Origin of the sequence: Neopusillimonas aromaticivorans (assembly GCF_030344915.1) — a bacterium.
In the GTDB taxonomy this organism is placed as follows: domain Bacteria; phylum Pseudomonadota; class Gammaproteobacteria; order Burkholderiales; family Burkholderiaceae_B; genus Neopusillimonas; species Neopusillimonas aromaticivorans.
In genome coordinates this window covers 1,593,331-1,614,797 of record NZ_CP128233.1, presented here as the reverse complement: position 1 = coordinate 1,614,797, position 21,467 = coordinate 1,593,331, and the positions used below count along the sequence as shown (strand labels likewise).

The window sequence follows — 21,467 nt, the reverse complement described above, 5'->3', positions numbered from 1 at the left end:
ATCCATCCCCTATAATTGTATACATAATCGCATGCAAATTTGTATGCGACTACTAGGGTTTTCACGGGTGATCGATCCGGGCACACGCAGAGCGCGTGGATCCTTGGTTTTTCTCGTCGCCGGGCATGCTTCACCTGCCGCGGGCCACCATCAATTGGAGTAGAACACCGCCTTTGGCCGGCTTAGCTCAGTTGGTAGAACAGCACACTTGTAATGTGAAGGTCAGGGATTCAACTCCTCTAGCAGGCACCAGACGCCCGCTATTTCCCTTGCTTCCACGTAGAAATGGGGAGAGCTCTCCGTTCGCTGACGTGCCGTTGCGCGCGATATGGTCACCCCGGTCCGCATAGGCGGGTTGGAACTTGATGGACTCTTCGCGGCGCAGCCCGAAGGCTTGCTGCAATTGCAGACTCATCCGTACATGCGCATCGCGCACACCACCCAGCGCACTGCCCAACGTCTTGGATTTGTCGGCATGGGTCACATGCTGCCGCTCAGGGAGCCCCAAGCGTGTGTTGTCGGCGGCAATGACGCCAGCCTTGCCCACCTTCTCGGCCCACCAGCGCAGATGCGCCACGCGGTTTTTAATGGTACCGGTGGACAAACTTTCGGCTTGCCAGCGTTCGATGAGCGCTTGCACGTGCTTGCCCTTGATTGAGCTCGGGCTCATCCGCCGAAAACCTGCCTCGCCCAACTGGCGGGCAACCAACGTTAACCCACGCAGCCGGTCGGCCTGGGTGGCGTGGCTGCCATCCTTATTGCGCCGACACAACTGACGCAATCCATAGGTCAGGTCGTCCATGCGGCCTCCGTATATCTGGTGTCTTGTCCTGCTTTCTGAGATCGAATCGGTAAGTGAAATTGCCGGCTCGCCAAGGCGAGGCTCCCGAAGGACATGGGCATGGTGCTCAGAACACCGATTTGCCTCGATGATGAGGCGTCTGCCGTGCTTCCTGAGGCAAGACAGGGCAGAGGTACAGCAAAAGACCAATGAAGCCAGTAGCGGGGATAAAAACCTCCTTTGAAAGTAAGTAGGACAGGTAGGGCTGGTTGCGAGCATTGCGCTCGATACGAGGCCGCAGCAATAGCGCGCCGTGGGCGCTGGATGGACGAGAACCGTCGGAGAAAGAGAGCTCTGCCCCATGGGTAGGGGTCGGCATGCGGGGAGCCTGGGCATGTCTGGGGTTGGTTCCGCCATGGGTAGGCAGACGCTTGCAGGAACCGGCGTCTTTGGGGCTGCCGATGAACAAGGCCCATCGGTCCAGGCGTCATGCAAGATCAGTGTAAAAGGGCATCATCACGCATGCCGCAAACAATAAGAACACCGTCGTACCCCTATTTGGCGCGGGATTCGTGGGGCCGTCACTGCGGCGTGCAGTGACGGCCCTTGTTGCGGCAGCGGTGCCGTGCCCCACAAAAGCGTTGCGCCCGCGTTCGCGCCTGTCCCTCATCTGCGGCACTGACGCTGTCATCGGTCATCCAATAATCCCCACTTGGGGTCATTGAAAATTCCCCACCTGCTTTTTGGAGATAAAGCAGATGGATACTCAGATGAATCAGAACCAGCGCATCATGGCAGTTCATGCCAAGCCTGTGGAGGCCGTGATGCTGAGTAAAGAACGCTGGGAGGAAGTGCGGCGAATGAGCGATCAAGGCCTCTCGAATTCGGAGATCGCGCGGCAATTGGAGATTGATCGCAAGACGGTACGCAAGTGGCTCAAGGAGCCGTGGCGGGCCTATGCCCGTCCGGAACGTGCTGATACGCTATTGGCCTCGCATGCGCAGTTTCTGCGTGAGCGCGCGGCGCACGTTGATTACTCGGCTCGTATTTTGTATCAGGAGCTGTGTCGAGATCGCGAATTTGGGGGCAGTTATGAGACGGTCAAGCGTTTTGTGGTGCCGTTGCGCGCCCAAGCCCGCACGGCCGCCGAGTTGTGCCAACGTCGATTCGAGACGGAACCAGGTCAACAAAGCCAGATCGATTGGGGCCAGACGGGTATTTACCTGCGCCACCGCCCGGTCGTGCTGCATATCTTTGTGCTGACCCTGGGCTACAGCAGGCGGGGTTACTACCGGGCTTGCGCCAATGAGCAGTTGGGGTTGTTTCTGGAAAGCCACGAAGCGGCCTTCGAGTACTTCGGCGGTCTGACCCGTGAGCTGCTCTACGATCGGCCACGTACGGTGTGCAGGCCGGTGCCAGGCAAGGGCTGGCGCTGGAACGATACCTTCCGCGAGTTTGCCCGGCATTGGGGGTTTGAACCCAGGTGTGCGCCCCGTATCGGGCGCAGACCAAGGGCAAGGTAGAGTCGGGCGTGAAATACGTCAAACGCAACTTCCTGCCCGGGCGCATCTTTACCGACATGGTTGATGTACAGGAGCAGATGGACGAATGGATGGCGACGGTGGCCGATGTACGCGTGCACGGCACGACGCACCAGCGGCCGATTGATCGGTTTGCCTCAGAGGCCCAGGTCCTTATGCCCAGCCTTGGCCAAGGCCCTTTAGCGAACGGCGCAGTGTCTCGCGCATTGTGGCCGAAGACTATCTGGTGAGCTATCGAAGCAACCGTTACTCGGTGCCCTTCGGTCTGATCGGCAAGGAGGTGCAAATCATCCCCGTTGGTGGTGTGCTTCGCGTGCAATATGGCCACGACATCGTCGCCGAACATCCCCTACTCGCGGGTCGCCATGAGATGCGTATCCTGCCCGAGCATGGCCCGGGCGCGGTGGCGCGCAATAGGCGTCAACGCTTCAGTCTGGCAGGAGCCGATAGCCTAAATCGCTGGTGGGGGCCGGCGGACGTGGAGGTGCGCGATCTGAACGTCTATGAAGAGGTGGCGAGATGATGGCCGGCCAACTAGAGCGGCTACAGGAGCACATGGCCAAGCTGCGTCTGTTCAAGAGTCGCGACCGTCTCGAAGCCTTATTGCAACAGGCGACAGCCGACGAGCTGCCTTATGCCGACTTCCTGGATCAACTGCTGGGCGAGGAGGTTGCCAGCAAGACGGCCAAGAACGTGACCATACGTACCTCGCTAGCCAGATTCCCCTTCGTGAAAGACCTGGAAAGCTTCGACTTTACCTACCAACCCTCTATCGATCGCAAGCAGGTGGAGACCCTGGCCTCGTGCCATTACATCGAGCATGGCGAAAACATCGTCATCTTGGGGCCGCCCGGCGTGGGCAAAACGCATCTAGGTGTCGGCCTGGGGATCAAGGCCATCGAAGCCGGCTACCGTGTGTTGTTCACCACGGCGGCGGCCATGATTGCAACGCTGACCAAGGCGGCCGGCGAAGGCAGGCTGGAGGAAAAGCTGAAGTTCTATACAGTTCCGCGTCTACTCATCATCGACGAAATTGGTTATCTGCCCATTGATCGTCAGGGCGCCAATCTGTTCTTCCAGCTCATCAGTCGACGCTATGAGAAAGGGCCAATGATCCTAACCAGCAATCAAAGCTTCGGCGCCTGGGCGGACGTCTTCGGGGATCGGGTCATCGCCACCGCGATCTTGGATCGCGTCCTTCACCATGCCATCACCATGAACATCCGAGGAAATTCTTATCGCCTCAAAGACAAACTTAAAGCGGGCCTGGTCAGGCCCGCTGAAACCCCACCGTCGAATGACGGCAATCAAGGTGGGGAAATTTGGATGACCCTTGACAGACGCGGCCCTTGGCCTTGTCGGCTACCTGCGCAGCGATGCCATGGTGCCCATGCCACGCCTGCACAGGCAGCTTGCGTGTGAGGCGGTCGTGCGCGTAGTGGGGGTCCATGGCGGGCGCGCAAGCCGCAGCGGAGCGCAGCCGTAGGCGAGCACCGAACGGGTGAGCACCCGGCGCAGCGCACCATTGACGCCCGCGCAGCGTCTGAGCCTGTCGGCGGGGTGCAGGCGATGTTTGCCCACCCTGCACCCTTGCCCTTCGGCGAGAACGGAGTTCCAAGAGGCAGCGCCTCTTGGTCAAGGCCTCAGGCCGCGAAGGTAAGCGCACTAGGCGGGGCAAGGCCGCCATCCCTGGAGCGGCATGGTCTGTGCGGCAAGCTCGCCAGTCCTCATCGGCGCATGCAGCACCTGGCGAATGTGCGCAAGGTGCGCCAAGGCGGTTTCACGCGACACCGGTGACGCAGGCGCTTGTGCACGGGCTGGAGTGCGCTCAGGGGCCGTCGGCGCAGTCACAGGGGCACTCTGCTTGCGACCTGCCCACAGACGGAACTCGCCTGCAAAAACGCGTTTGACCAAGGCGAAGAAGTAGGCCACGGCATTGTGCACGGTGCCGCGCTGGCTGCGCGCCTGCAACTCGTCCAGCACGTCCTGGCGATACTGGGCTGGCAACCGCCGCAAAGCGGCCTGCACATCCTTCTGTTGATCGGCCTGGGCATGGCTCAGGCAAGGCGGCAAGTTCATCGGCACGGATGCAGGATCCCGATTTTCCTCGCGCGCGCGATACGTACGTACTTCTTTATACATATACGTCTTATACGTACTGTCTGACTGAACCGTCGTCTGCCGGGGCGCTGCGGTCTGTGGCAGAACTACCATGCTGCCCACGGAATTGTCGGGCAACGGTACAGAGCCTGCCGCCTCGCTCTGTTGCGACGGCGGCGTCGGGGGCAAATCATCATCATCGTGACGCTGCGCGTGGGCAGGCATGGGAGCCGCTTCAGACGCTTGCATGAGCGTCTCCTGAACATGGAGAGCCACCCGATCCACCTGGTTGTTCTCGTGTCCGATGGACGATTGCAGCAACGCGGAAAGGCTCGCATCCAAGGCACATGCATCAGGAAACATCAGCGGTTTCTCGTGAACTTGATACCACTGGCTGAGCACCTGGCCGCTTAAGGGGTCGCGATGCTGGCCCACGAGACTGATCCACCCCGTGAGCCGAAGCACGACGAGCACGCGCAAAGCCGTCTCGTATCCTGCCCGTTGCCCCAGCGGCGTAGAGGTGAGATAGCGGCGCAATTGTCCCAGAGTTGCCAGAGGGCTATGGCCATTGGGCGTACGCAACATGCGCAGCACCTGCCAGCCGTTGCGATCCAAGGGTGTGAGGCGTGCATCGAGCATGAGCGAGACTGGGGTGGTGAATAAGGCGTCTTGCTCCTGCGGGTTGTGATGGGTGTGTTGGTTTGCCATGAGAGATCTCCAGGGTATGGGCCACGGCGGCCCGTTCCCCTGCATCTCATCGCGAGCGAAACATCTGGTCAGCTAACAATGCGGTTTGCCTCGTGACCAATTTGATAGCGCCGATGAGGGTGAAATAGAAGGCGTTCAGCAGTAAAATCTAGCCAGTTTGGTCATTTACTTGCGAAAACGCTTTCATCGGCGCGCCTTGAAAGTCGCTGTCTTGGGAGGGTTATCTACGGTCGCTCTGTGACTACTAGATCGCGGCGGCTCTTCCATTGGTGTCCACAGAAATCTACAGAAAGTTAGGACACCAATATATGTCCAAGTTTATGTCCAAGCATCTAAAGCGTAATTTATAAAACGCTTTAGATTCAACTGGGTAGACGGCTTTCTCCAGCTTCTGTATCGGGAAGTGATTCGGGAATGTTATTCACGCAGAAATAGCAGGGTGTGGCTTTATCCGTGTCACATTCTTGGCTTCTTGCTCATAAGCCCGGTGACGGACATCCCATAACTCAACCGCGTGCTGAACATTGAGCCAGAACTCCGGCGTGTTCCCCAGAGCTGCTGCAAGTTTGATTGCCATGGGTGCGGTCAGTACGCCTTTGTCATGAACGATCCGGCTGAGCGTATTTCGGTGCACACCCATCGCCGCGGCGAGTTCACTGATTTCAATATTCATCGGCTCCAGAAACTCGGTAACCAGCATTTCACCCACGGTTACTGGACGACGTTTTGTTTTTCTCATAACCATAACCTTTCTAACATCTGACCTTTTACCGAACCTACTCTCAGATTGTGCAGACGGTGCCCGCCCGCACAAACCCTCCATTTAATTCCAAGTGACATTGACCACCAGAAAGTGCGGGCAGTGTCCGCACAATTCATGACCGAAGGTGATAACCCTCCTGCCGGCGTCACTCGTGAGATCACCATCCCCCCAGATTGAACTGTCAAGAATTCCTTGATAGTTGTCACGGTGAACAAACAATACAACAGCGGCACGATCATCTTGAACGTGCAATAAGTAACTTTTATTCAAGAATAATGTGTTAATGGCCAATTAAACTGACCCAGTTATGGCCAACAATTTTGACCCACCTGCCGGTGGCTGCGAGGCCACGAAACATGTAGCGTTCCTGCCCATAGATCAAGGGCAACGGGAGCGCGGTAGTGAAGGAGTGGGTTGTGATTCACAAGATTAAAGGGCTGTATGACCAGGGCAATGGCATGTCGATCCGTGGCATCAGTCACGAGCTAGGGATTTCGCGCAATACGGTGCGCAAGTATTTGCAGATGGAAGAAACGCAGATCAGCATCCTTCAAGAGGATCGGTCGCGGCATAAACGTCTGGACGCGCATCGGGACTTTCTGATCCATCAGCTTCAGCATTTTCCCCAGCTGAGTGCGGTCAAGTTGGCGCGTCGGCTACAGCAACGTGTGGGCGAGTTGGGCGTGTCGTCGCGCAGCATTCGTCGCTACGTGCAGGCGTTAAAAGAACTCGTCGCCACAGGCCAGGCCCGCTATTACGAACCCGTGCTGCAATTGATGCCCGGCATCCAGTGCCAGGTAGATCCAGGTGAACTGCGTGGCGTTCTTGTGGGTGGGCAAGAACGAACCGTGTACTTTGTGGTGTTCGTGCTCTCCTGCTCGCGCTTGATGTATGTCGGTCTCTCATTCAAGCCACTGAACACCACAGCCTTCATTCAATTGCATGATGAGGCCTTTCGTTACTTCGGCGGTGTCACCGAAGAATGTGTGTATGATCAGACCAAGCTCGTCGTGCTCAGCGAGCAGTATCGCGAATTGACAGTTAACCAGCGCTTCCATGAGTTTGCCACCATGGCAGGATTCCGCATCCATGCCTGCGAGGGTTACGACCCCGAGAGCAAAGGCAAAGTAGAAGCAGGCGTGAAATACGTTAAGCAGGATTGTTTTTATGGTGAGGAGTTTGCCAGCGAACAAGCACTGCGTGAGCATGTCCAACGCTGGCTTGATCACGTGGCCAATGCCCGTGTTCATGGCACGACAGGGCGAGTGCCTCGAGCACACTTTGAAGATGAAGAACGTCAGCACCTTCGTCCTTACCTATCCCCCGCCAGCCTGACCACTGGGGCGGTCAGCGTTCAAACACGGCGCGCCGACAAGACAGGCCTCATCTCATGGAAGTCGACCAAGTACTCCGTGCCCATGGCTTGGCAGCAGTCCAACGTCGGTGTGTGTGAACAAGACGATGGGTTGAGGATCACTGACCTTGCAACAGGCGAAACGATTGCTGTGCACGCGGTGTGTTCTGAGCGGGGCCGGATCGTCAAGAATAGTCACCATTACCGGGACCATGCTCAGCGTATCAGCGACCTGGAACAGGCGATTATGAGCATGATGCCAACGGACACAGCCCTGGCATTATGTGCGGTGCTCAAACGGACATCCCCACGAATCTATAGGGACCAGCTCGTCGCAGTGCGTTCGCTGTTGCAGGCCCATATGCCGCTGAATATGACCTTGATCACCGGCCTGTCGCAGCGCCATGAGCTGACGGCCAGTCTGCTTAAGCGTTATCTGCAAGCGAATGAGCAGGCCCGACAACGCGGGCGCATCGTCGATCAGCCGATGTCTGGTCAGTCTTGGTTCGAACCTCTGGATCTGGGTGCCTACGCCCTTGTTGGCCATTCTGCTGGACAGGAGATGACCCATGAGCCAGCTTGAGCACACCAGCGCACAATATCGCAGCTTACGTTTAAGCGCCATCGGCCGTGACCTTGTGGGTCTGGTCTCGCAGGCCGAGGCCAATGACCTGTCACACTTGAGCTTCGCCCAGATGCTGGCCGAGCACGAAATTGCCGAACGCACCCGCAGCCGTATCAGTCGCCACCACCGCCAGGCCGGTCTACCCTTGGACAAGCATCTGGAGGACTTCGACTACCGCCATCAGACCACGATCACCAAGCGTCAGGTCAATGCGTTGCTGGACTTCGGGTTTATCGATAATCGCGAGAACGTGGTCTTCATCGGCCCGCCCGGTGTGGGCAAGACCCATCTGGCCATTGGGATTGGCCAGAAAGCGATCCAGGCGGGCTACAAAGTGTTATTCCGCACCGCGCTTGATCTGGTGGAAGACTTGGAGCTGGCCGAGATGAAAGGCGAGCTCAAAAACGGATCAGCCAGCTGGCCAAATTCGATATGTTGATCATTGATGAACTCGGCTATTTACCCATGACGGCTCAGGCCCGGTTCAACTTGTTCCAGCTCGTGAATGCGCTGTACGAGTACCGATCCATCATCCTGACCACCAACAAAGACTTCACCGATTGGGGTGAGTTCTTCCATCACGATAACGTGGCCATCCCGATCATTGACCGCGTTATCCATCACTCAAACATCTTTATGCTGGGAGGCGAGAGCTACCGACTGAAGCAGAAAACATCCAGTTAACAAACAATGGGTGGGTCAATTTTATTGGCCAAAAGTGGGTCAAAAATAATGGCCATTGACAATATGAAAGCGACAACATGCCTTGATTCGCTAAAAATGCAGTAAAAAACTCATGCAAGAATAAGGATGCAAAAGATGCCGTCATTACGCAGCGCCAGAGACCTTCTCGAAGAGCTCAACTCAGTCGACGAATCCACCCGTATTGAAGCCAAGCGCGCGAGCGAATCAGGTAAGTCAGTGATGCAAACGGTTATCGCCTTCGCCAACGAACCTGGACTGGAAGGTGGCTATCTTCTGCTGGGCACAGACTGGTTTGTCAACGAAAAAGGCGATACTGTGTACCGTGCGGTCGGCCTGCCCGACCCTGACAAAGTACAGCTCGATCTGGCCAGCCAATGTACGTCAATGCTTAATGTTGTAATTCGACCAGAGATGCTGACTGAGACCATTGACGGCAAGACCGTACTGGTAGTGCACATACCAGAGGCCGACGTCACGCAAAAACCCGTGTATCTGAAGGCTACCGGCCTGCCTCGTGGCTATACGGTTCACAGCCCGACCCAGATCATTCGCTACAGCAACCGTATTGAAATTCGCAACGTTGGCTACTCCCTCAAAGACCCGACGCATCTGGGCTCCCAGGCTCACGCCTGCGCAACCCCGTCATTGCTGCCGTTCTGCACGACCTCAACATTGCAGAAGCAAAAGGCACAGGCATCCGCGCCATGCGCCGTCTCGCTGTCGAAGCGGGCTAGATACTTTGCCAGCCAGCCTGGTGCTGCGTCGACTGCGTGACCGCGGTCTTTTGGAAAAGCAAGGTTCCGGCAGCCGCACCTACTACACCCTGACGGACTCACTGCATCAGTCACGCACTCAGTCAAATCAGACTGAGTTACCGCTGGGTGGCACCATGGGTGGCAATAGTCCAAAGGACGACTTAAAAGAGCATGCCACCCAAACCGAGGAAGGTTGCAACCTTGAGCTTGCAACCTTACCCTCCGAGCTTGCAACCTTTGTGGAAACACTGAAAAGCCGAAGTAAAGAAAAAACCCTGCGAGAAGGTATTCGCCGCCTCTGTGCCTGGACTCCACTGACAGGCGACCAGCTTGCAACCTTGCTCGGAAAAGATCGACAATATTTGCGTAACAAACACCTTATTCCAATGGTACGCAAGGGCGATTTGCACTTCCTTTACCCGGAAAGCGCCAAACACCCGCATCAAGCTTACATAACATCAAAAACCGGCAGCCCTTAACGTACAACCCCCGACGATGGGGCAATAAAGCAACAAACACGCCAGATTTACAATTTTTCAGCCCCTATTTCCGTGCTCCGAGTGCACTCCATAAATAGCCCAACCCATTGATATGGAAAGAAACTTCAGTTTCTGTATCGGAAAGTGATGTTGGGTATGGGAAAGATGACGGAAATCAGGTCCGGTTACGCGCGATGACGTCTGCTGCCGTCAAGGGCTTGTATGACGACTCTGGTGCCGCCCAAGCGTGGGTGAGTTCTGCCTTGAGCCGCTCGAATGCAGCCGCTTCCTGGTTTCTTTGTCACGGCGAATAAGATCGCGCACATATTCGCTGACGTTCTCGTAGTCGCCGTATTCGCCAACATTTGTGGCAACGAATTCGCTCAGAGAGCCACTGAGGCGCACTGTCATGGTAGTGGTATTCGTGCGGGGCATGGTCAGCTCCTTGCAGTTTTAATGTATTTAATATACTCAATAATGAATACATCACCAAGTATGCGCGATGCAGTTTCGCATAGGCTGACACCTTCAGTCGCACCTCGCAATCGATAACGTAAAATTCAATTATTCCAACGAAATATGAATTTTATTTATCAATTATGCTTGATCGTATCCATCTATCCATCATTCACGAGGTGGAAAAGCAAGGCTCCCTGACCGCAGCGGCGAGCGTTCTTCACGTGACACAACCCGCGCTGAGCCACAGCATGAAAAAGCTGGAGCAGCAATTAGGAACCGATATCTGGTTGCGTGAAGGTCGCAGCCTGCGTCTGACCCAGGCCGGTCAATACTTGCTGGCCGTCGCCAACCGGGTTTTGCCACAGCTGAAATTGGCTGAAGAGCGCCTGCAGCAGTTCGCTCAAGGCGAAAGAGGTAGCTTGCGCATCGGCATGGAGTGCCACCCGTGCTACCAATGGTTGTTGAAAATCGTCTCGCCTTATTTGGCGACCTGGCCCGATGTGGACGTCGACGTCAAACAGAAATTCCAGTTTGGTGGCATTGGTGCCCTGTTCGGTTATGAGATCGACCTTCTGGTAACGCCCGATCCTCTGGACAAGCCCGGTTTGATCTTTGAGCCAGTATTCGATTTTGAACAGGTCCTGGTGGTTGCCAGCACTCACAAACTGGCCAAAGAAGAATACGTAAAACCAAAGCAGTTGACCAATGAAGTGCTGGTGAGCTATCCGGTCCCGCCAGAGCGACTGGACATTTACAGCATGTTCCTGACACCTGCCGGAATCATACCCAAACGTCACAAACCAATCGAAACAACCGACATCATGCTGCAGATGGTCGCCAGCGGACGTGGCGTGGCTGCACTGCCACGATGGCTGGTGCTGGAATATGCCGACAAGATGGATGTGGTACCGGTGAGACTGGGCAAGCACGGCATTGCCAAACAGATCTTTCTTGGCGTTCGCGAGGCCGATGTGGAGATCGATTATTTGCGAGCCTTCATCGAACAGGCAAAAGCACTTGTTACGGGTTGATGCGATTACACCTTGCCCCAGTCGAACATGATGCGGAGGGAAGAAGCTCGAGTACAGCAAGGGCAAGATTGTTCTGGAAGGCACCTGCCACACGCCAATCAATAAAATAATCTAATGATTAAATGAAATAATTTCACTTTTATTTATAGATTCAAGAACTTAAACTTCATTCAACAGTTAGACATCGAGGTTTAAGTTCACATGAGTAAAGAATTCACCTTTGCGATCAAAAGCATTTGTTTCGACGAAAATTATCGTCCTTCAGAGGCCACACGTATTACAACCAACTTTGCGAATCTGGCCAGGGTGCACGTCGCCAGGAAAATCTGCGTAACACGCTGAAGATGATCGACAACCGGTTCAATGCGCTGGCACATTGGGATAATCCGAACGGCGACCGATATCAGGTGGCGCTTGAAATCATTTCTGCAGAGATGAATATTGATGGTTCACACGCAGGCAACGCACTTCCATTGATTGAGATATTGAAGACCACTATCTTCGATCGAAAGACCAACGAACGTATTGACGGAATTGCAGGAAATAATTTTTCCTCATATGTACGTGATTACGACTTTAGCGTACGGCTCGCCGAGCACAACACCCATCAGTCCGGTTTCAGCATCCCTGACGATTTCGGCGACCTGCACGGCAAACTGTTCAAATCCTTCGTAAATTCAGAGGCCTATAAGGCGCACTTCACCAAACCACCGGTCATCTGTCTGAGCGTGTCGAGCAGCAAGGTCTATCAACGGACTGAAAACCGGCATCCGGTCTTGGGCGTGGAATACGTACAGGACGAGTATTCGCTGACCGATGAGTACTTCAAAAAATGGGTATGAAGGTGCGGTACTTCATGCCTGCACAGAGTGTGGCCCCCTTTGCCTTCTACTTCTTTGGTGATTTGCTCAATGATTACACCAATCTCGAGCTGATCGGCACGATCAGCACCATGGAAACCTTCCAAAAAATTTACCGGCCTGAAATTTACAACGCCAACTCTGCCGCCGGAGATACCTATCGCCCGAGCCTGGAGCATCAGGACTATTCCTTGCCCCGCATCGTATATGACCGGGAAGAACGTAGCCGACTGGCGGCTGAGCAGGGAAAGTTTGCTGAAGAGCAGTTCATCAAACCTTACCAGGCCATTCTTTCGCAATGGGCTGCGAGCTGCGCCCTTTAATCCGTTACACCTGTCAGGCCATTTACCATGAAAAAATTATTACCGACGTCGACTGCCGGCAGCTTGCCAAAACCTTCATGGCTGGCAGAACCTGAGACCTTGTGGTCGCCCTGGAAACTGCAGGGAAAGGCACTGAGCGACGGCAAGCGGGATGCGTTGCGTCTTGCCTTGCAAGAGCAGCAACTTGCAGGAATCGACATTGTCAGTGACGGTGAACAGACGCGCCAGCATTTTGTGACGACATTCATCGAGCATCTGGATGGCGTCGATTTCGAGAAACGCGAGACTGTCAGAATCCGTGACCGCTATGACGCCAGTGTTCCGACGGTCACAGGTGCTGTTTCCCGTCAAAAACCGGTTTTCGTCGAAGATGCCAGGTTTCTTCGTCAATTGACCCGTCAGCCCATCAAATGGGCGCTGCCAGGTCCGATGACCATGATCGACACCCTCTACGACGCGCACTATAAAAGCCGTGAAAAACTGGCGTGGGAATTTGCCACGATTCTCAACCAGGAAGCCCGGGAACTGGAAGCGGCGGGCGTCGACATCATCCAGTTTGATGAACCGGCCTTCAATGTATTTTTCGATGAAGTAAATGACTGGGGTGTCAGCACCCTGGAACGGGCGATTGAAGGTCTCAAATGCGAAACCGCTGTCCATATCTGCTATGGCTACGGCATCAAGGCCAACACGGAATGGAAAAAAACACTGGGATCAGAGTGGCGACAATACGAAGAAGCGTTTCCTAAATTGCAGAAATCCAGCATTGATATTGTCTCGCTGGAATGCCATAACTCACGGGTTCCCATGGACCTGATCGAGCTCATCCGTGGCAAGAAAGTGATGGTCGGGGCCATCGACGTGGCAAGCAATACGATTGAAACGCCCGAAGAGGTTGCCCATACCCTGCGAAAAGCACTTCAGTTCGTCGACGCCGACAAGTTATACCCCTGCACCAATTGCGGCATGGCACCTTTACCCCGCAGCGTGGCGCGAGGCAAGCTGGGTGCGCTAAGCGCCGGCGCTGAAATTGTGCGACAAGAACTTTCAAAATGACATTAAAGCGATGCGGGTAAACGAGCGATGGCCGGCACGCCAGGAAATGCCCCGAGGTATACAAAGCCATACTCTTTTTGGTGAATATGGCATTTTGATGCACTTCCGAATGAACTTATGAAACGCATACCTTTTCTTCCGGATACCTACACCTTTCTGTTGATGGGTACCGTTGTATTGGCCAGCCTGTTGCCGGCTTTCGGCATGTTTGCCACGCTCCTGAAACACGTGACCACAGTTGCAATTGCACTGCTTTTTTTGAATGGGGCCAAGCTGCCTCGGCAAGCCATTATTGATGGTTTGACCCATTGGCGGCTACACGGACTAATTTTATTTTGTACGTTCGTATTTTTCCCGGTGATGGGGTTTGTTCTGCGCCCGATGTTGTTGCCTTTGGTAAACCCCGAACTGTATCTGGGCGTTTTGTATTTATGCATGCTGCCTGCCACAGTGCAATCGGCGGTAGCCTTGACCAGCATTGCCGGTGGTAATGTTCCCGCTGCCGTGTGCAGTGCCTCGGCATCCACATTGCTGGGCATAGTAATCACGCCATTTCTGGTCAACAGTTTCATTGTTCCTACGGCGGGGGCCGTGTCAGCCATGGAATCAGTCGCAAATATCTTTGCCCAGTTAATGTTGCCGTTTTTGGCAGGTCATTTTTTACGTCCATACGTTGACGCCGCTTTTCGCAGAACCAGCAAAGCCTTGTCTTTCATTGACCGGGGTTCGATTCTACTGGTGATTTACAGCGCATTCAGTGCTGCGGTAATCGGTGGTATCTGGCAACAGGTCTCATTTGCCATAATTCTGGGGCTGGTTGCTATCAGTTTGATTTTCTTGCTGTTTTCAATGGGTTTTGTCTACGGGTTAGCGCGTTGGTTTGGTTTTAGCCAGGAAGATCGTATTACCGCTTTGTTTGGTGGCGCCCAAAAAGCCTGGCCAGTGGTGTGCCGATGTCACAGGTGTTGTTTACCGCATCAGTCGCAGGTTTTATGGTGTTACCCCTTATGGTGTTTCATTTGTTGCAGCTGATGGTCAGTTCAATGCTGGCTCAGCGTTGGCGTGAATCACAGAGGCTCGAAGTGTAAGCCGTATTTTTGGAAGCGCCATGGGCGCGTTTAGTCTGTTTTTTGGACAAAAGTGTTTAAGTTATTCCTTTTCTTGTATATCAAAAGATTACTGATTATGGGTGTCTGTGGATAAGTGGTACAACCGAATAAACACTATTGAATTCAAAAAGTTAACGGCAAAAAAATTCTGGACGACTTTGGGTGCAATGCAAGGATGGATTCTGGACAAAAAAACCAACGTTGTTAAAGCAGTGAGTTGTTAGCGATCGATTCACAAATTACTCACAGGACGACGTACCCGTAGTTATCCACAGGGCAGAATATCGTAACTTTTTGTGAATAACAAAAAACAGACCCGAAATATCTCAGTTTGTTGCTGCTGAACGCAAATTTAACAATCGCACCGACCTGTTTAGGCCCTTAACATGGCGCATCACCCAGCCACGCGGGGTTTTCGTCATACATTTTCTGAAGCAGCTGCTTGATCAGCCCAAGGTATCGGGAATCATCATGAACCCGATGATTCAGAATAATCGGGGATACCGCCCGCTCACCTTCCAGTAACCGGTACTGGATGTCCTGGCGCATTTGTCGGGCAGAGACGGGAATGACGCAGATACCTACCTCGGCCGCAACTAAACCCAATGCGGCCTGAATTTCGCGCACTTCATGAACACTGCCGGGCCGCACCCCGTTGGCCTGAAATACACCCAGCACCAGGTCGGCAAAGCTGGGGCGTGGCGATTGCGGGTAGACGACCAAACGCTCGCCTTGCAACTCTGAAACATGAACCGGCCCCTCAATGGCCGCCAGACGAGAACTCTCGGAAATGGCCACCGCCAGGCGTTCTTCACGCAAGACAATACCCATGACATTCGGATCATTATGAGGAATACGGCCGATGCCGACATCAATACGTCCTTCATTCAACGCATCGACTTGTTGTACCGTTGTCAGTTCAACCAGCTGGATTTCGAGTTCGGGATCATGTTTGCGTAGTTGCCGTATCAACGACGGCATGCCCGCATACAGTGTGGAGCCTACAAAACCGATGCTCAATACCTTGCGTTGATCCAGACCGACGCGTCGCGTGGCCTCTTTCATTTGCTCGACACGCGCCAGAATTTGCAAGGCTTGCTCATAAAACACGCGACCGGCATCGGTTAAACGAACGGGTCGATGCTTGCGCAGCAGCAATTGCACACCAAGTTCGTCTTCCAGTGCCTGGATCTGGCGACTCAGGGAGGCTGGGCCATATGTAATTGATCCGCTGCCCGCGTAAAGTTGCCTTCCCTGGCCACGGCAACAAAATAATGTAGCTGACGCAGATCCATTGTTTCCCCCGAAATTGAACAGGTGCATTTCTGCATATTACCGGAGCAAACCCCTGATTTTCGCGGGCTGGCGCCTTTTAATACCTTTAAAGTATTCAATCAGATGAAAACGGTGTTGGACATCCGATGCCAACGGCCCGATTATTCACGATTAATCCGTTTCATCACATCTTAATAAACACGCCAATGTCTACCGATTCGAATCACCCGGTTATCGAACGCGTTGAAACCCGCATCGTTGACCTGCCCACCATCCGGCCTCACAAACTGTCGGTCGGAACCATGCAGGGCCAAAGCCTGATGTTGTTGCAAGTAGTCTGCAGCGACGGGGTTACCGGCCTGGGCGAAGGTACCACCATTGCCGGCATGGCCTATGGGCCCGAAAGTCCGGAGACCATGAAACAGACGGTCGATACCTACCTGGCTCCAGCCATTGTTGGCAAAGATGCCACCCGGATTCAAGCCCTGATGACGCATATCGGCAAATTGGTCAAAATGAACCACTTTGCCAAAAGCGCTCTGGAAACCGCCTTGCTCGACGCCCACGGCAAGCGTCTGGGGGTGCCGTTGTCTGAACTGCTGGGCGGGCGTCGTCGCGACCGCTTGCCCGTTGCCTGGACGCTCGCCTCGGGCAATACAGCCCAGGATATCGACGAAGCCGAAAAGATGCTGGCTCTGCGTCGCCACAATGTGTTTAAACTGAAAATCGGTGCCAAGGCCATCAAAACCGATATCCAGCACGTCGCTGATATCAAGAATGCCTTGGGCGACCGTGCAGCGGTACGTGTCGACATCAACATGGCCTGGAGCGAAACGCAAGCGGCATGGGGTATCCCCGCGTTGGCCGACGCCGGTTGCGAACTGGTGGAACAGCCAGTTGCCTCGGCCGCAGCATTGGGGCGCTTGATGCGACGCTTTTCAATTCCCTTGATGGCCGATGAAGTGCTGCAAGGGCCGGAAAGCGCCTTTGCCATCGCCAAAGAAAGCGGCAGTGATGTTTTCGCTGTCAAGATTGAACAAAGCGGTGGGCTGTTTGCTGCGCAACGCGTCGCCGCCATTGCCGATGCCGCCGGTATTGAGTTGTACGGTGGCACCATGCTGGAAGGTGCGGTCAGCACCATTGCCTCAGCCCACTTGTTTGCCAGTTTTGCCAACTTGCAGTGGGGTACCGAGCTGTTTGGCCCGCTCTTGATTACTGAAGAAATCCTGACACAACCGCTTGAATACAGCGATTTCGAATTGACCGTCCCAACAGGCCCCGGCCTTGGCATTACGCTGAACGATGCCCAGGTGCAGCGATTCACCCGGCCAGGCTCTATTCACCACGTTACGCGCAGTTAATCCGCCCGCTGCGCACCGATTCCCCAACAGGAGACCCACACATGCTGTTTCATGTGCAAATGGATGTTCAGATTCCGCACAGCCTGGACCCCGAAGTTGCGGCTCAGCTCATTGCCAAAGAAAAGGCGTATTCGCAAGAATTGCAACGTAGCGGCAAATGGCGCCATATCTGGCGAATTGTTGGCGAATACGCCAACTACAGTATTTTTGACGTCGAAGACAACGCAGAATTGCACCAGTTGCTCAGCAATCTGCCGCTTTACCCGTTCATGAAAATTTCAGTAACACCGCTCTGCCGCCACCCATCGTCGGTACGCGAGGACGACAGCTGATACGCCCAAAACGCGCTGTGCTGTTATCCACTCCACTCTCAAAAAGCCAACTCTATTACATAAAAGGGACAGAAAATGACCGTTAACGTATTTGACACCCAGGAAGTTCAAGACCTCTTGAAAGCCGCTGTAAACCTCGAAGGCCAAGAGGGCAACGCCCGTTTCAAACAGATTCTTCACCGTCTGTTGTCTGACCTGTTCAAGGCCATCGACGACCTTGACATCACGCCCGACGAAATCTGGGCCGGCGTCAACTACCTGAACCGCCTGGGCACCGATGGTGAAGCCGCGTTGCTGGCTGCCGGTCTGGGTCTGGAAAAATACATCGATATCCGTCTTGATGCCGAAGACAAGCAAATTGGTCTTGACGGCGGTACACCGCGTACCATCGAGGGCCCGCTGTACGTTGCCGGCGCACCTGTTAAAGAAGGTGTGTCCAAACTTGATGTTGACCCCGACGAAGACGCCGGCCCGCTGGTCATCCACGGCGTCGTGAAAGGCGCTGACGGCAAACCGGTTGCAGGTGCTCTGGTTGAATGCTGGCATGCTGATTCCCGTGGTTTCTATTCCCACTTCGACCCCACCGGAAAACAAAGCGACTTTAACCTTCGTGGTGCGGTGCGTACCGATGCTGACGGCAAGTACGAATTCCGTACGCTGATGCCGGTAGGCTACGGCTGTCCTCCACAAGGTTCAACACAGCAGCTGTTGAACCACCTGGCACGTCATGGCAACCGCCCTGCACACGTTCATATGTTCGTGACCAGCGAGGGCAACCGCAAGTTGACGACGCAATTCAATATCGAAGGCGATCCGCTGATCTGGGATGACTTTGCCTACGCCACACGCGAAGACCTGATTCCTCCGGTGACCGAAAAAACCGGTGGTGCTGCGCTTGGCCTGAAGGCCGATACGTACAAAGATATTGAATTCAATATCACGCTCACACCACTGGTCGATGGCAAAGATAACCAGTTGGTCAACCGCGAGCGCGCAGCGGCCTGAGCTGTTTAACTCAAAATGCTCCACAGAATGAATGACTGAACAAAACGACATTCTTGGCAGCGCTCAAACAGCGGCAGAACGGGCAATCTTGCTCGTTCTGCCCGAGCACATCAGCCATCTCGAACGGCTCCGTTTGCTGACGACGCCAAACCGGTTGCCCACCGTAACGGTCGTGGGCAAATACAATCATGGCAAAAGCCGGTTATTGAATGAACTGCTGGACCAAGACCGCTTTTCAGTTGCCGACAAACGTGAAACCATCACATTGTCTGGTCAGACACACCATGCGGTTTGTTGGCTGGATGCGCCAGGCCTTGATGCCGATATCAACCTGAATGACGATCACCTGGCCCTTCGAGCCGTCTGGATTGAGTCCGATATCCGGCTGTTCGTACATACGGCCAAAGAAGGCGAGCTTGACGGCTGTGAACTCGATGTCGTGAAGCAGTTATGTAACGACGAAGGTCTAACGCAACGCAAGACGTTGTTTGTGCTGTCCCAGATCGACCAGCTGCCTGGAACAAGCGAACTCGAAAACATTCTGAAGGCGCTTGGTCAACAGGCACCTGACACGGTTTTCCATGCCGTTTCATCAACGCGTCATCGGCAAGGCCAAACCGAACATAAGCAATTACTGGTACAGAAAAGCGGGATTCCTGCACTTAAAGAGCGGATATCTGATGCCGTGGCCAAAGTACCGCAGGCCCGGGCTTTTGAAGCCGCCCGACTTTTTGATCACTTCAGCACTGAACTGCAGCAAGAACATGCCTTGCGCCAGCAACGGCTGGAAGCCCTGCTGCAACGGCAGTCCGAACAACGCCATCAGTTTGACACAGGCCTGCATACCGTATTAGCGAAGGTTCAAACCGACCTGCTGGCAATTATTAACGCGCCAGGGTTTGGTAATTCCCTGACTCCTGACAACGCCAGTGATCAATACAAACTCACAGCGGCAAAGCGCGAACGTGCACGTATCCAGGTTGCCTATTCTCGCGCCTGTGTTGAAATCGACGCGTTTCTCGCCGGCCATGGCGTGACTGGCTTATCCAGCGGAAAAACGCCGGTGTCGGGCAGCCTTTACACCGTAATGATTGCTGTGCTGGGCGTTTCGGTCAAACATGCCCGTGATTTGCAACGGATCTTTGGTTCACCCGCCGGTATCCGGCAGTTGCACGACGCCTTTACACAGTACTTCAACGCCTCAGCCGATCAGGTCTGCCTGGCGCAGGACATCGTCGAGGCCGAATTTCAGGTCAACATCGCACGTGATGCCATTGACACCCTTGCTTCATTTTCGCTTCCTGTATGAACGCAACGAATCTACCGGGCATTGTTGCCCCGCAAGAGCTCGGTTTTTTATCGACCGTCAATGCAGCACAGCGTGCTGATACTGACCTGACGTCAGTGCTCGCTTCATTACATGCCTGGCACGCGCATATTGAACGTACCTTTGAGTCACTTCAATGGCCTTTGTCTGGATTCAAACCTGACAGTGCGTTTGTCGCGCAGGCACACGCTATCGGGCAAGCCCTTCGCACACTCTCGGGACACTGGGCACAACAGCGATCGGAACTTGTTCATGCCAGCAAACTCGCAGAGTTGCTGGACGATAAAGTCATTTTGCTGGTGTTCGGGAAATTCAACGTGGGTAAAAGCGCTTTTTGCAATTTGCTGGCCCAACGTTTCGCGGCGTACGAACAACCCGTTCAGTATTTTCACCTCGAAAATGGCGCGGTCGTTGAAACCAGCGACACTTTTGCCGAGGGGAAACCGAAACTACCGCACGGCTGCAAGGCGTTTGTCTCGGCCAGAAACTGGTCTTGCTCGATACCCCAGGGTTGCACTCGGTTACCGGCCAAAATGCCGAACTGACAAAACGCTTTATTGAAAGTGCCGATGGCCTGTTATGGCTTTCAAGCTCCGCCTCTCCGGGCCAAACCCAGGAACTGGAAGAGCTCTCGACGGAATTAAGACGTGGCAAACCGCTTCTACCCGTTTTAACGCGCAGTGACGTTTTCGAGGAAGACGAGGTCGACGGGGAAATCCAGAAATTGCTGCGTAACAAGACGCCTGACAATCGTGCCCTGCAGGAAAATGACGTCTGTGATCGGGCCAGCGCCAAGCTTGAGGCCATGGGTCTGGACGCATCGATACTGGCGGCCCCGGTGTCTATTTCGACCCACATGGCTCGCACAGAAGGTCTGACTCCGCAGGCGCTGGAAGAGGCCGGATTCGAGGGTCTGTACGCGGCCTTAATGGACATCATCCAGCCCGCGCTGGCTTACAAGCAGCGTAAACCGGCCGAAGTTTTATTGCATCATCAGGAAGAAAATGTTCTGGGTAGCCTGTACAACACGGTCTTGCCGCAGTTAAGCCAATTGCACGAGGCACTAAACGCCGGACAAGAAGCCCTTCTTCAGGCGCCCGACCAGATTCTGAAGCACCTCTGGCGCAAAATTGCCCCCTTCTTCCGGCCATACTGGAAGAACACGCTTCATCTGGCAACGGCCAGGTGCTTTCTTCCAGATTGACACCGATCATCAATACGTCGCTACAGCAGGTCGTTGACGACGTATTGCCTGACTACGTACCCGAGAACAGTAAGCTGCAATTTCAGCTTCAGTTAACTGAATACACCGTAACCCCAGACTACGAAAGACTGTACACGACATTGCAGCACGCGATTCAGACCCAGGTTGGCGTTGTGGCCAACACCATTGCGGAAAAATGCCGGGACACACTGTGCTCGCTTGAAAAAAGCATAGCTGATTTGCAGTGTTTCATTGAAGACCGCGATGACGCTTTGAAACGTATCAAGGCCTCATTGCGTGCGCCGCTTGCCTGA

The 21,467-nt window shown here is 54.3% G+C and carries 19 protein-coding genes and 5 pseudogenes; 19 read left to right on the top strand and 5 right to left on the bottom strand.

Annotated elements, in window-relative coordinates:
- Positions 1–298: 298 nt before the first annotated feature.
- A pseudogene (locus tag N7E01_RS08815) lies at positions 299–802 on the bottom strand (phage integrase N-terminal domain-containing protein); the annotation flags it as partial.
- Between the two features lie 749 nt (positions 803–1,551).
- Here N7E01_RS08815 and istA (N7E01_RS08810) point away from each other — a divergent pair.
- Genes istA (N7E01_RS08810) through istB (N7E01_RS08795) form a run of 4 tightly spaced genes read left to right on the top strand, consistent with a single transcriptional unit; the run spans position 1,552 to position 3,744 of the window.
- Positions 1,552–2,304, top strand: a complete 753-nt coding sequence (istA, locus tag N7E01_RS08810; protein ID WP_289175655.1) for an IS21 family transposase — start codon at positions 1,552–1,554, stop codon at positions 2,302–2,304.
- A gap of 8 nt (positions 2,305–2,312) precedes the next feature.
- Entirely contained in the window at positions 2,313–2,552 is a 240-nt protein-coding gene (locus tag N7E01_RS08805) for a hypothetical protein (protein ID WP_289175653.1), read from the top strand.
- The gene (locus N7E01_RS08800; RefSeq protein WP_289175652.1) at positions 2,531–2,845 is read left to right on the top strand and encodes a Mu transposase domain-containing protein; all 315 of its coding nucleotides are present in this window, start codon (positions 2,531–2,533) and stop codon (positions 2,843–2,845) included. The genes N7E01_RS08805 and N7E01_RS08800 overlap by 22 nt, the downstream gene beginning before the upstream one ends.
- The gene (gene istB, locus N7E01_RS08795; RefSeq protein ID WP_289175650.1) at positions 2,842–3,744 is read left to right on the top strand and encodes an IS21-like element helper ATPase IstB; all 903 of its coding nucleotides are present in this window, start codon (positions 2,842–2,844) and stop codon (positions 3,742–3,744) included. Before N7E01_RS08800 ends, istB (N7E01_RS08795) begins: the two co-directional genes overlap by 4 nt.
- 243 nt (positions 3,745–3,987) lie before the next feature.
- On the opposite strand, the gene N7E01_RS08790 is transcribed toward istB (N7E01_RS08795), so the two are convergent.
- Both N7E01_RS08790 and N7E01_RS08785 read right to left on the bottom strand, forming a co-directional pair.
- Positions 3,988–5,130, bottom strand: coding sequence for an STY4528 family pathogenicity island replication protein (locus tag N7E01_RS08790; RefSeq protein ID WP_289175648.1), 1,143 nt, complete (start codon positions 5,128–5,130; stop codon positions 3,988–3,990).
- A 421-nt stretch (positions 5,131–5,551) separates the two neighbouring features.
- The gene (locus tag N7E01_RS08785; RefSeq protein WP_289175646.1) at positions 5,552–5,869 is read right to left on the bottom strand and encodes a HigA family addiction module antitoxin; all 318 of its coding nucleotides are present in this window, start codon (positions 5,867–5,869) and stop codon (positions 5,552–5,554) included.
- A gap of 440 nt (positions 5,870–6,309) precedes the next feature.
- On the opposite strand from N7E01_RS08785, the gene istA (N7E01_RS08780) reads away from it, so the two are divergent.
- From istA (N7E01_RS08780) to N7E01_RS08760, 4 genes and pseudogenes are all read left to right on the top strand, one after another.
- Complete coding sequence (gene istA, locus N7E01_RS08780; protein WP_289173100.1) at positions 6,310–7,830, top strand: IS21 family transposase; 1,521 nt, start codon at positions 6,310–6,312, stop codon at positions 7,828–7,830.
- Positions 7,817–8,556: pseudogene (gene istB, locus N7E01_RS08775) on the top strand (IS21-like element helper ATPase IstB). Before istA (N7E01_RS08780) ends, istB (N7E01_RS08775) begins: the two are co-directional and overlap by 14 nt.
- Before the next feature lie 126 nt (positions 8,557–8,682).
- Entirely contained in the window at positions 8,683–9,351 is a 669-nt protein-coding gene (locus N7E01_RS19395) for an AlbA family DNA-binding domain-containing protein (RefSeq protein ID WP_289175641.1), read from the top strand.
- The gene (locus N7E01_RS08760) at positions 9,332–9,811 is read left to right on the top strand and encodes a hypothetical protein (RefSeq protein WP_289175639.1); all 480 of its coding nucleotides are present in this window, start codon (positions 9,332–9,334) and stop codon (positions 9,809–9,811) included. The genes N7E01_RS19395 and N7E01_RS08760 overlap by 20 nt, the downstream gene beginning before the upstream one ends.
- 210 nt (positions 9,812–10,021) lie before the next feature.
- Here the strand turns inward: N7E01_RS08760 and N7E01_RS08755 are convergent, their stop codons facing one another.
- Entirely contained in the window at positions 10,022–10,246 is a 225-nt protein-coding gene (locus N7E01_RS08755) for a ribbon-helix-helix domain-containing protein (RefSeq protein WP_289175636.1), read from the bottom strand.
- A gap of 164 nt (positions 10,247–10,410) precedes the next feature.
- On the opposite strand from N7E01_RS08755, the gene N7E01_RS08750 reads away from it, so the two are divergent.
- The 4 genes and pseudogenes from N7E01_RS08750 to N7E01_RS08735 all read left to right on the top strand — a co-directional run bounded on the left by N7E01_RS08750 (position 10,411) and on the right by N7E01_RS08735 (position 14,628).
- Complete coding sequence (locus tag N7E01_RS08750) at positions 10,411–11,301, top strand: LysR family transcriptional regulator (protein ID WP_289175634.1); 891 nt, start codon at positions 10,411–10,413, stop codon at positions 11,299–11,301.
- Between the two features lie 201 nt (positions 11,302–11,502).
- Positions 11,503–12,484 (top strand): annotated as a pseudogene (locus tag N7E01_RS08745) (DUF1852 domain-containing protein).
- A 27-nt stretch (positions 12,485–12,511) separates the two neighbouring features.
- Positions 12,512–13,540 carry a methionine synthase gene (locus tag N7E01_RS08740; protein ID WP_289175632.1) on the top strand — a complete coding sequence of 343 codons (1,029 nt, stop codon included), beginning with the start codon at positions 12,512–12,514 and terminating at the stop codon, positions 13,538–13,540.
- Positions 13,541–13,657: 117 nt separating this feature from the next.
- Positions 13,658–14,628: pseudogene (locus N7E01_RS08735) on the top strand (bile acid:sodium symporter family protein).
- A gap of 402 nt (positions 14,629–15,030) precedes the next feature.
- Here the strand turns inward: N7E01_RS08735 and N7E01_RS08730 are convergent.
- Positions 15,031–15,944, bottom strand: a pseudogene (locus N7E01_RS08730) (LysR family transcriptional regulator).
- Between the two features lie 186 nt (positions 15,945–16,130).
- Between N7E01_RS08730 and N7E01_RS08725 the strand changes: the two are divergent.
- The 7 genes from N7E01_RS08725 (at position 16,131) to N7E01_RS08695 (ending at position 21,467) form a co-directional block, all read left to right on the top strand.
- Positions 16,131–17,285 carry a muconate/chloromuconate family cycloisomerase gene (locus N7E01_RS08725; protein ID WP_289175630.1) on the top strand — a complete coding sequence of 385 codons (1,155 nt, stop codon included), beginning with the start codon at positions 16,131–16,133 and terminating at the stop codon, positions 17,283–17,285.
- 41 nt (positions 17,286–17,326) lie between these two features.
- Complete coding sequence (gene catC, locus N7E01_RS08720; protein ID WP_119517085.1) at positions 17,327–17,617, top strand: muconolactone Delta-isomerase; 291 nt, start codon at positions 17,327–17,329, stop codon at positions 17,615–17,617.
- A gap of 75 nt (positions 17,618–17,692) precedes the next feature.
- A complete protein-coding gene (catA, locus tag N7E01_RS08715; protein ID WP_289175628.1) occupies positions 17,693–18,622 on the top strand; it encodes a catechol 1,2-dioxygenase in 930 nt (309 codons plus the stop codon).
- 31 nt (positions 18,623–18,653) lie between these two features.
- Positions 18,654–19,931, top strand: coding sequence for a GTPase (locus tag N7E01_RS08710; RefSeq protein WP_289175626.1), 1,278 nt, complete (start codon positions 18,654–18,656; stop codon positions 19,929–19,931).
- Positions 19,928–20,494, top strand: a complete 567-nt coding sequence (locus N7E01_RS08705) for a hypothetical protein (protein ID WP_289175624.1) — start codon at positions 19,928–19,930, stop codon at positions 20,492–20,494. The genes N7E01_RS08710 and N7E01_RS08705 overlap by 4 nt, the downstream gene beginning before the upstream one ends.
- The gene (locus N7E01_RS08700) at positions 20,443–21,153 is read left to right on the top strand and encodes a P-loop NTPase family protein (RefSeq protein ID WP_289175623.1); all 711 of its coding nucleotides are present in this window, start codon (positions 20,443–20,445) and stop codon (positions 21,151–21,153) included. Before N7E01_RS08705 ends, N7E01_RS08700 begins: the two co-directional genes overlap by 52 nt.
- Positions 21,150–21,467 (top strand): hypothetical protein, encoded by a 318-nt coding sequence (locus N7E01_RS08695; protein ID WP_289175621.1) that lies wholly within the window; start codon positions 21,150–21,152, stop codon positions 21,465–21,467. The genes N7E01_RS08700 and N7E01_RS08695 overlap by 4 nt, the downstream gene beginning before the upstream one ends.

Bases quoted from the DNA above. Each gene is read 5' to 3' on its own strand.
- N7E01_RS08750 (WP_289175634.1), top strand. From the start codon at position 10,411: ATGCTTGATCGTATCCATCTATCCATCATTCACGAGGTGGAAAAGCAA.
- istB (WP_289175650.1), top strand. From the start codon at position 2,842: ATGATGGCCGGCCAACTAGAGCGGCTACAGGAGCACATGGCCAAGCTG.
- istA (WP_289175655.1), top strand. From the start codon at position 1,552: ATGAATCAGAACCAGCGCATCATGGCAGTTCATGCCAAGCCTGTGGAG.
- catA (WP_289175628.1), top strand. From the start codon at position 17,693: ATGACCGTTAACGTATTTGACACCCAGGAAGTTCAAGACCTCTTGAAA.
- N7E01_RS08785 (WP_289175646.1), bottom strand. From the start codon at position 5,869: ATGAGAAAAACAAAACGTCGTCCAGTAACCGTGGGTGAAATGCTGGTT.
- catC (WP_119517085.1), top strand. From the start codon at position 17,327: ATGCTGTTTCATGTGCAAATGGATGTTCAGATTCCGCACAGCCTGGAC.
- N7E01_RS08710 (WP_289175626.1), top strand. From the start codon at position 18,654: ATGACTGAACAAAACGACATTCTTGGCAGCGCTCAAACAGCGGCAGAA.
- N7E01_RS08755 (WP_289175636.1), bottom strand. From the start codon at position 10,246: ATGCCCCGCACGAATACCACTACCATGACAGTGCGCCTCAGTGGCTCT.
- N7E01_RS08725 (WP_289175630.1), top strand. From the start codon at position 16,131: ATGTCTACCGATTCGAATCACCCGGTTATCGAACGCGTTGAAACCCGC.
- N7E01_RS08740 (WP_289175632.1), top strand. From the start codon at position 12,512: ATGAAAAAATTATTACCGACGTCGACTGCCGGCAGCTTGCCAAAACCT.
- N7E01_RS08790 (WP_289175648.1), bottom strand. From the start codon at position 5,130: ATGGCAAACCAACACACCCATCACAACCCGCAGGAGCAAGACGCCTTA.
- N7E01_RS19395 (WP_289175641.1), top strand. From the start codon at position 8,683: ATGCAAAAGATGCCGTCATTACGCAGCGCCAGAGACCTTCTCGAAGAG.
- N7E01_RS08705 (WP_289175624.1), top strand. From the start codon at position 19,928: ATGAACGCAACGAATCTACCGGGCATTGTTGCCCCGCAAGAGCTCGGT.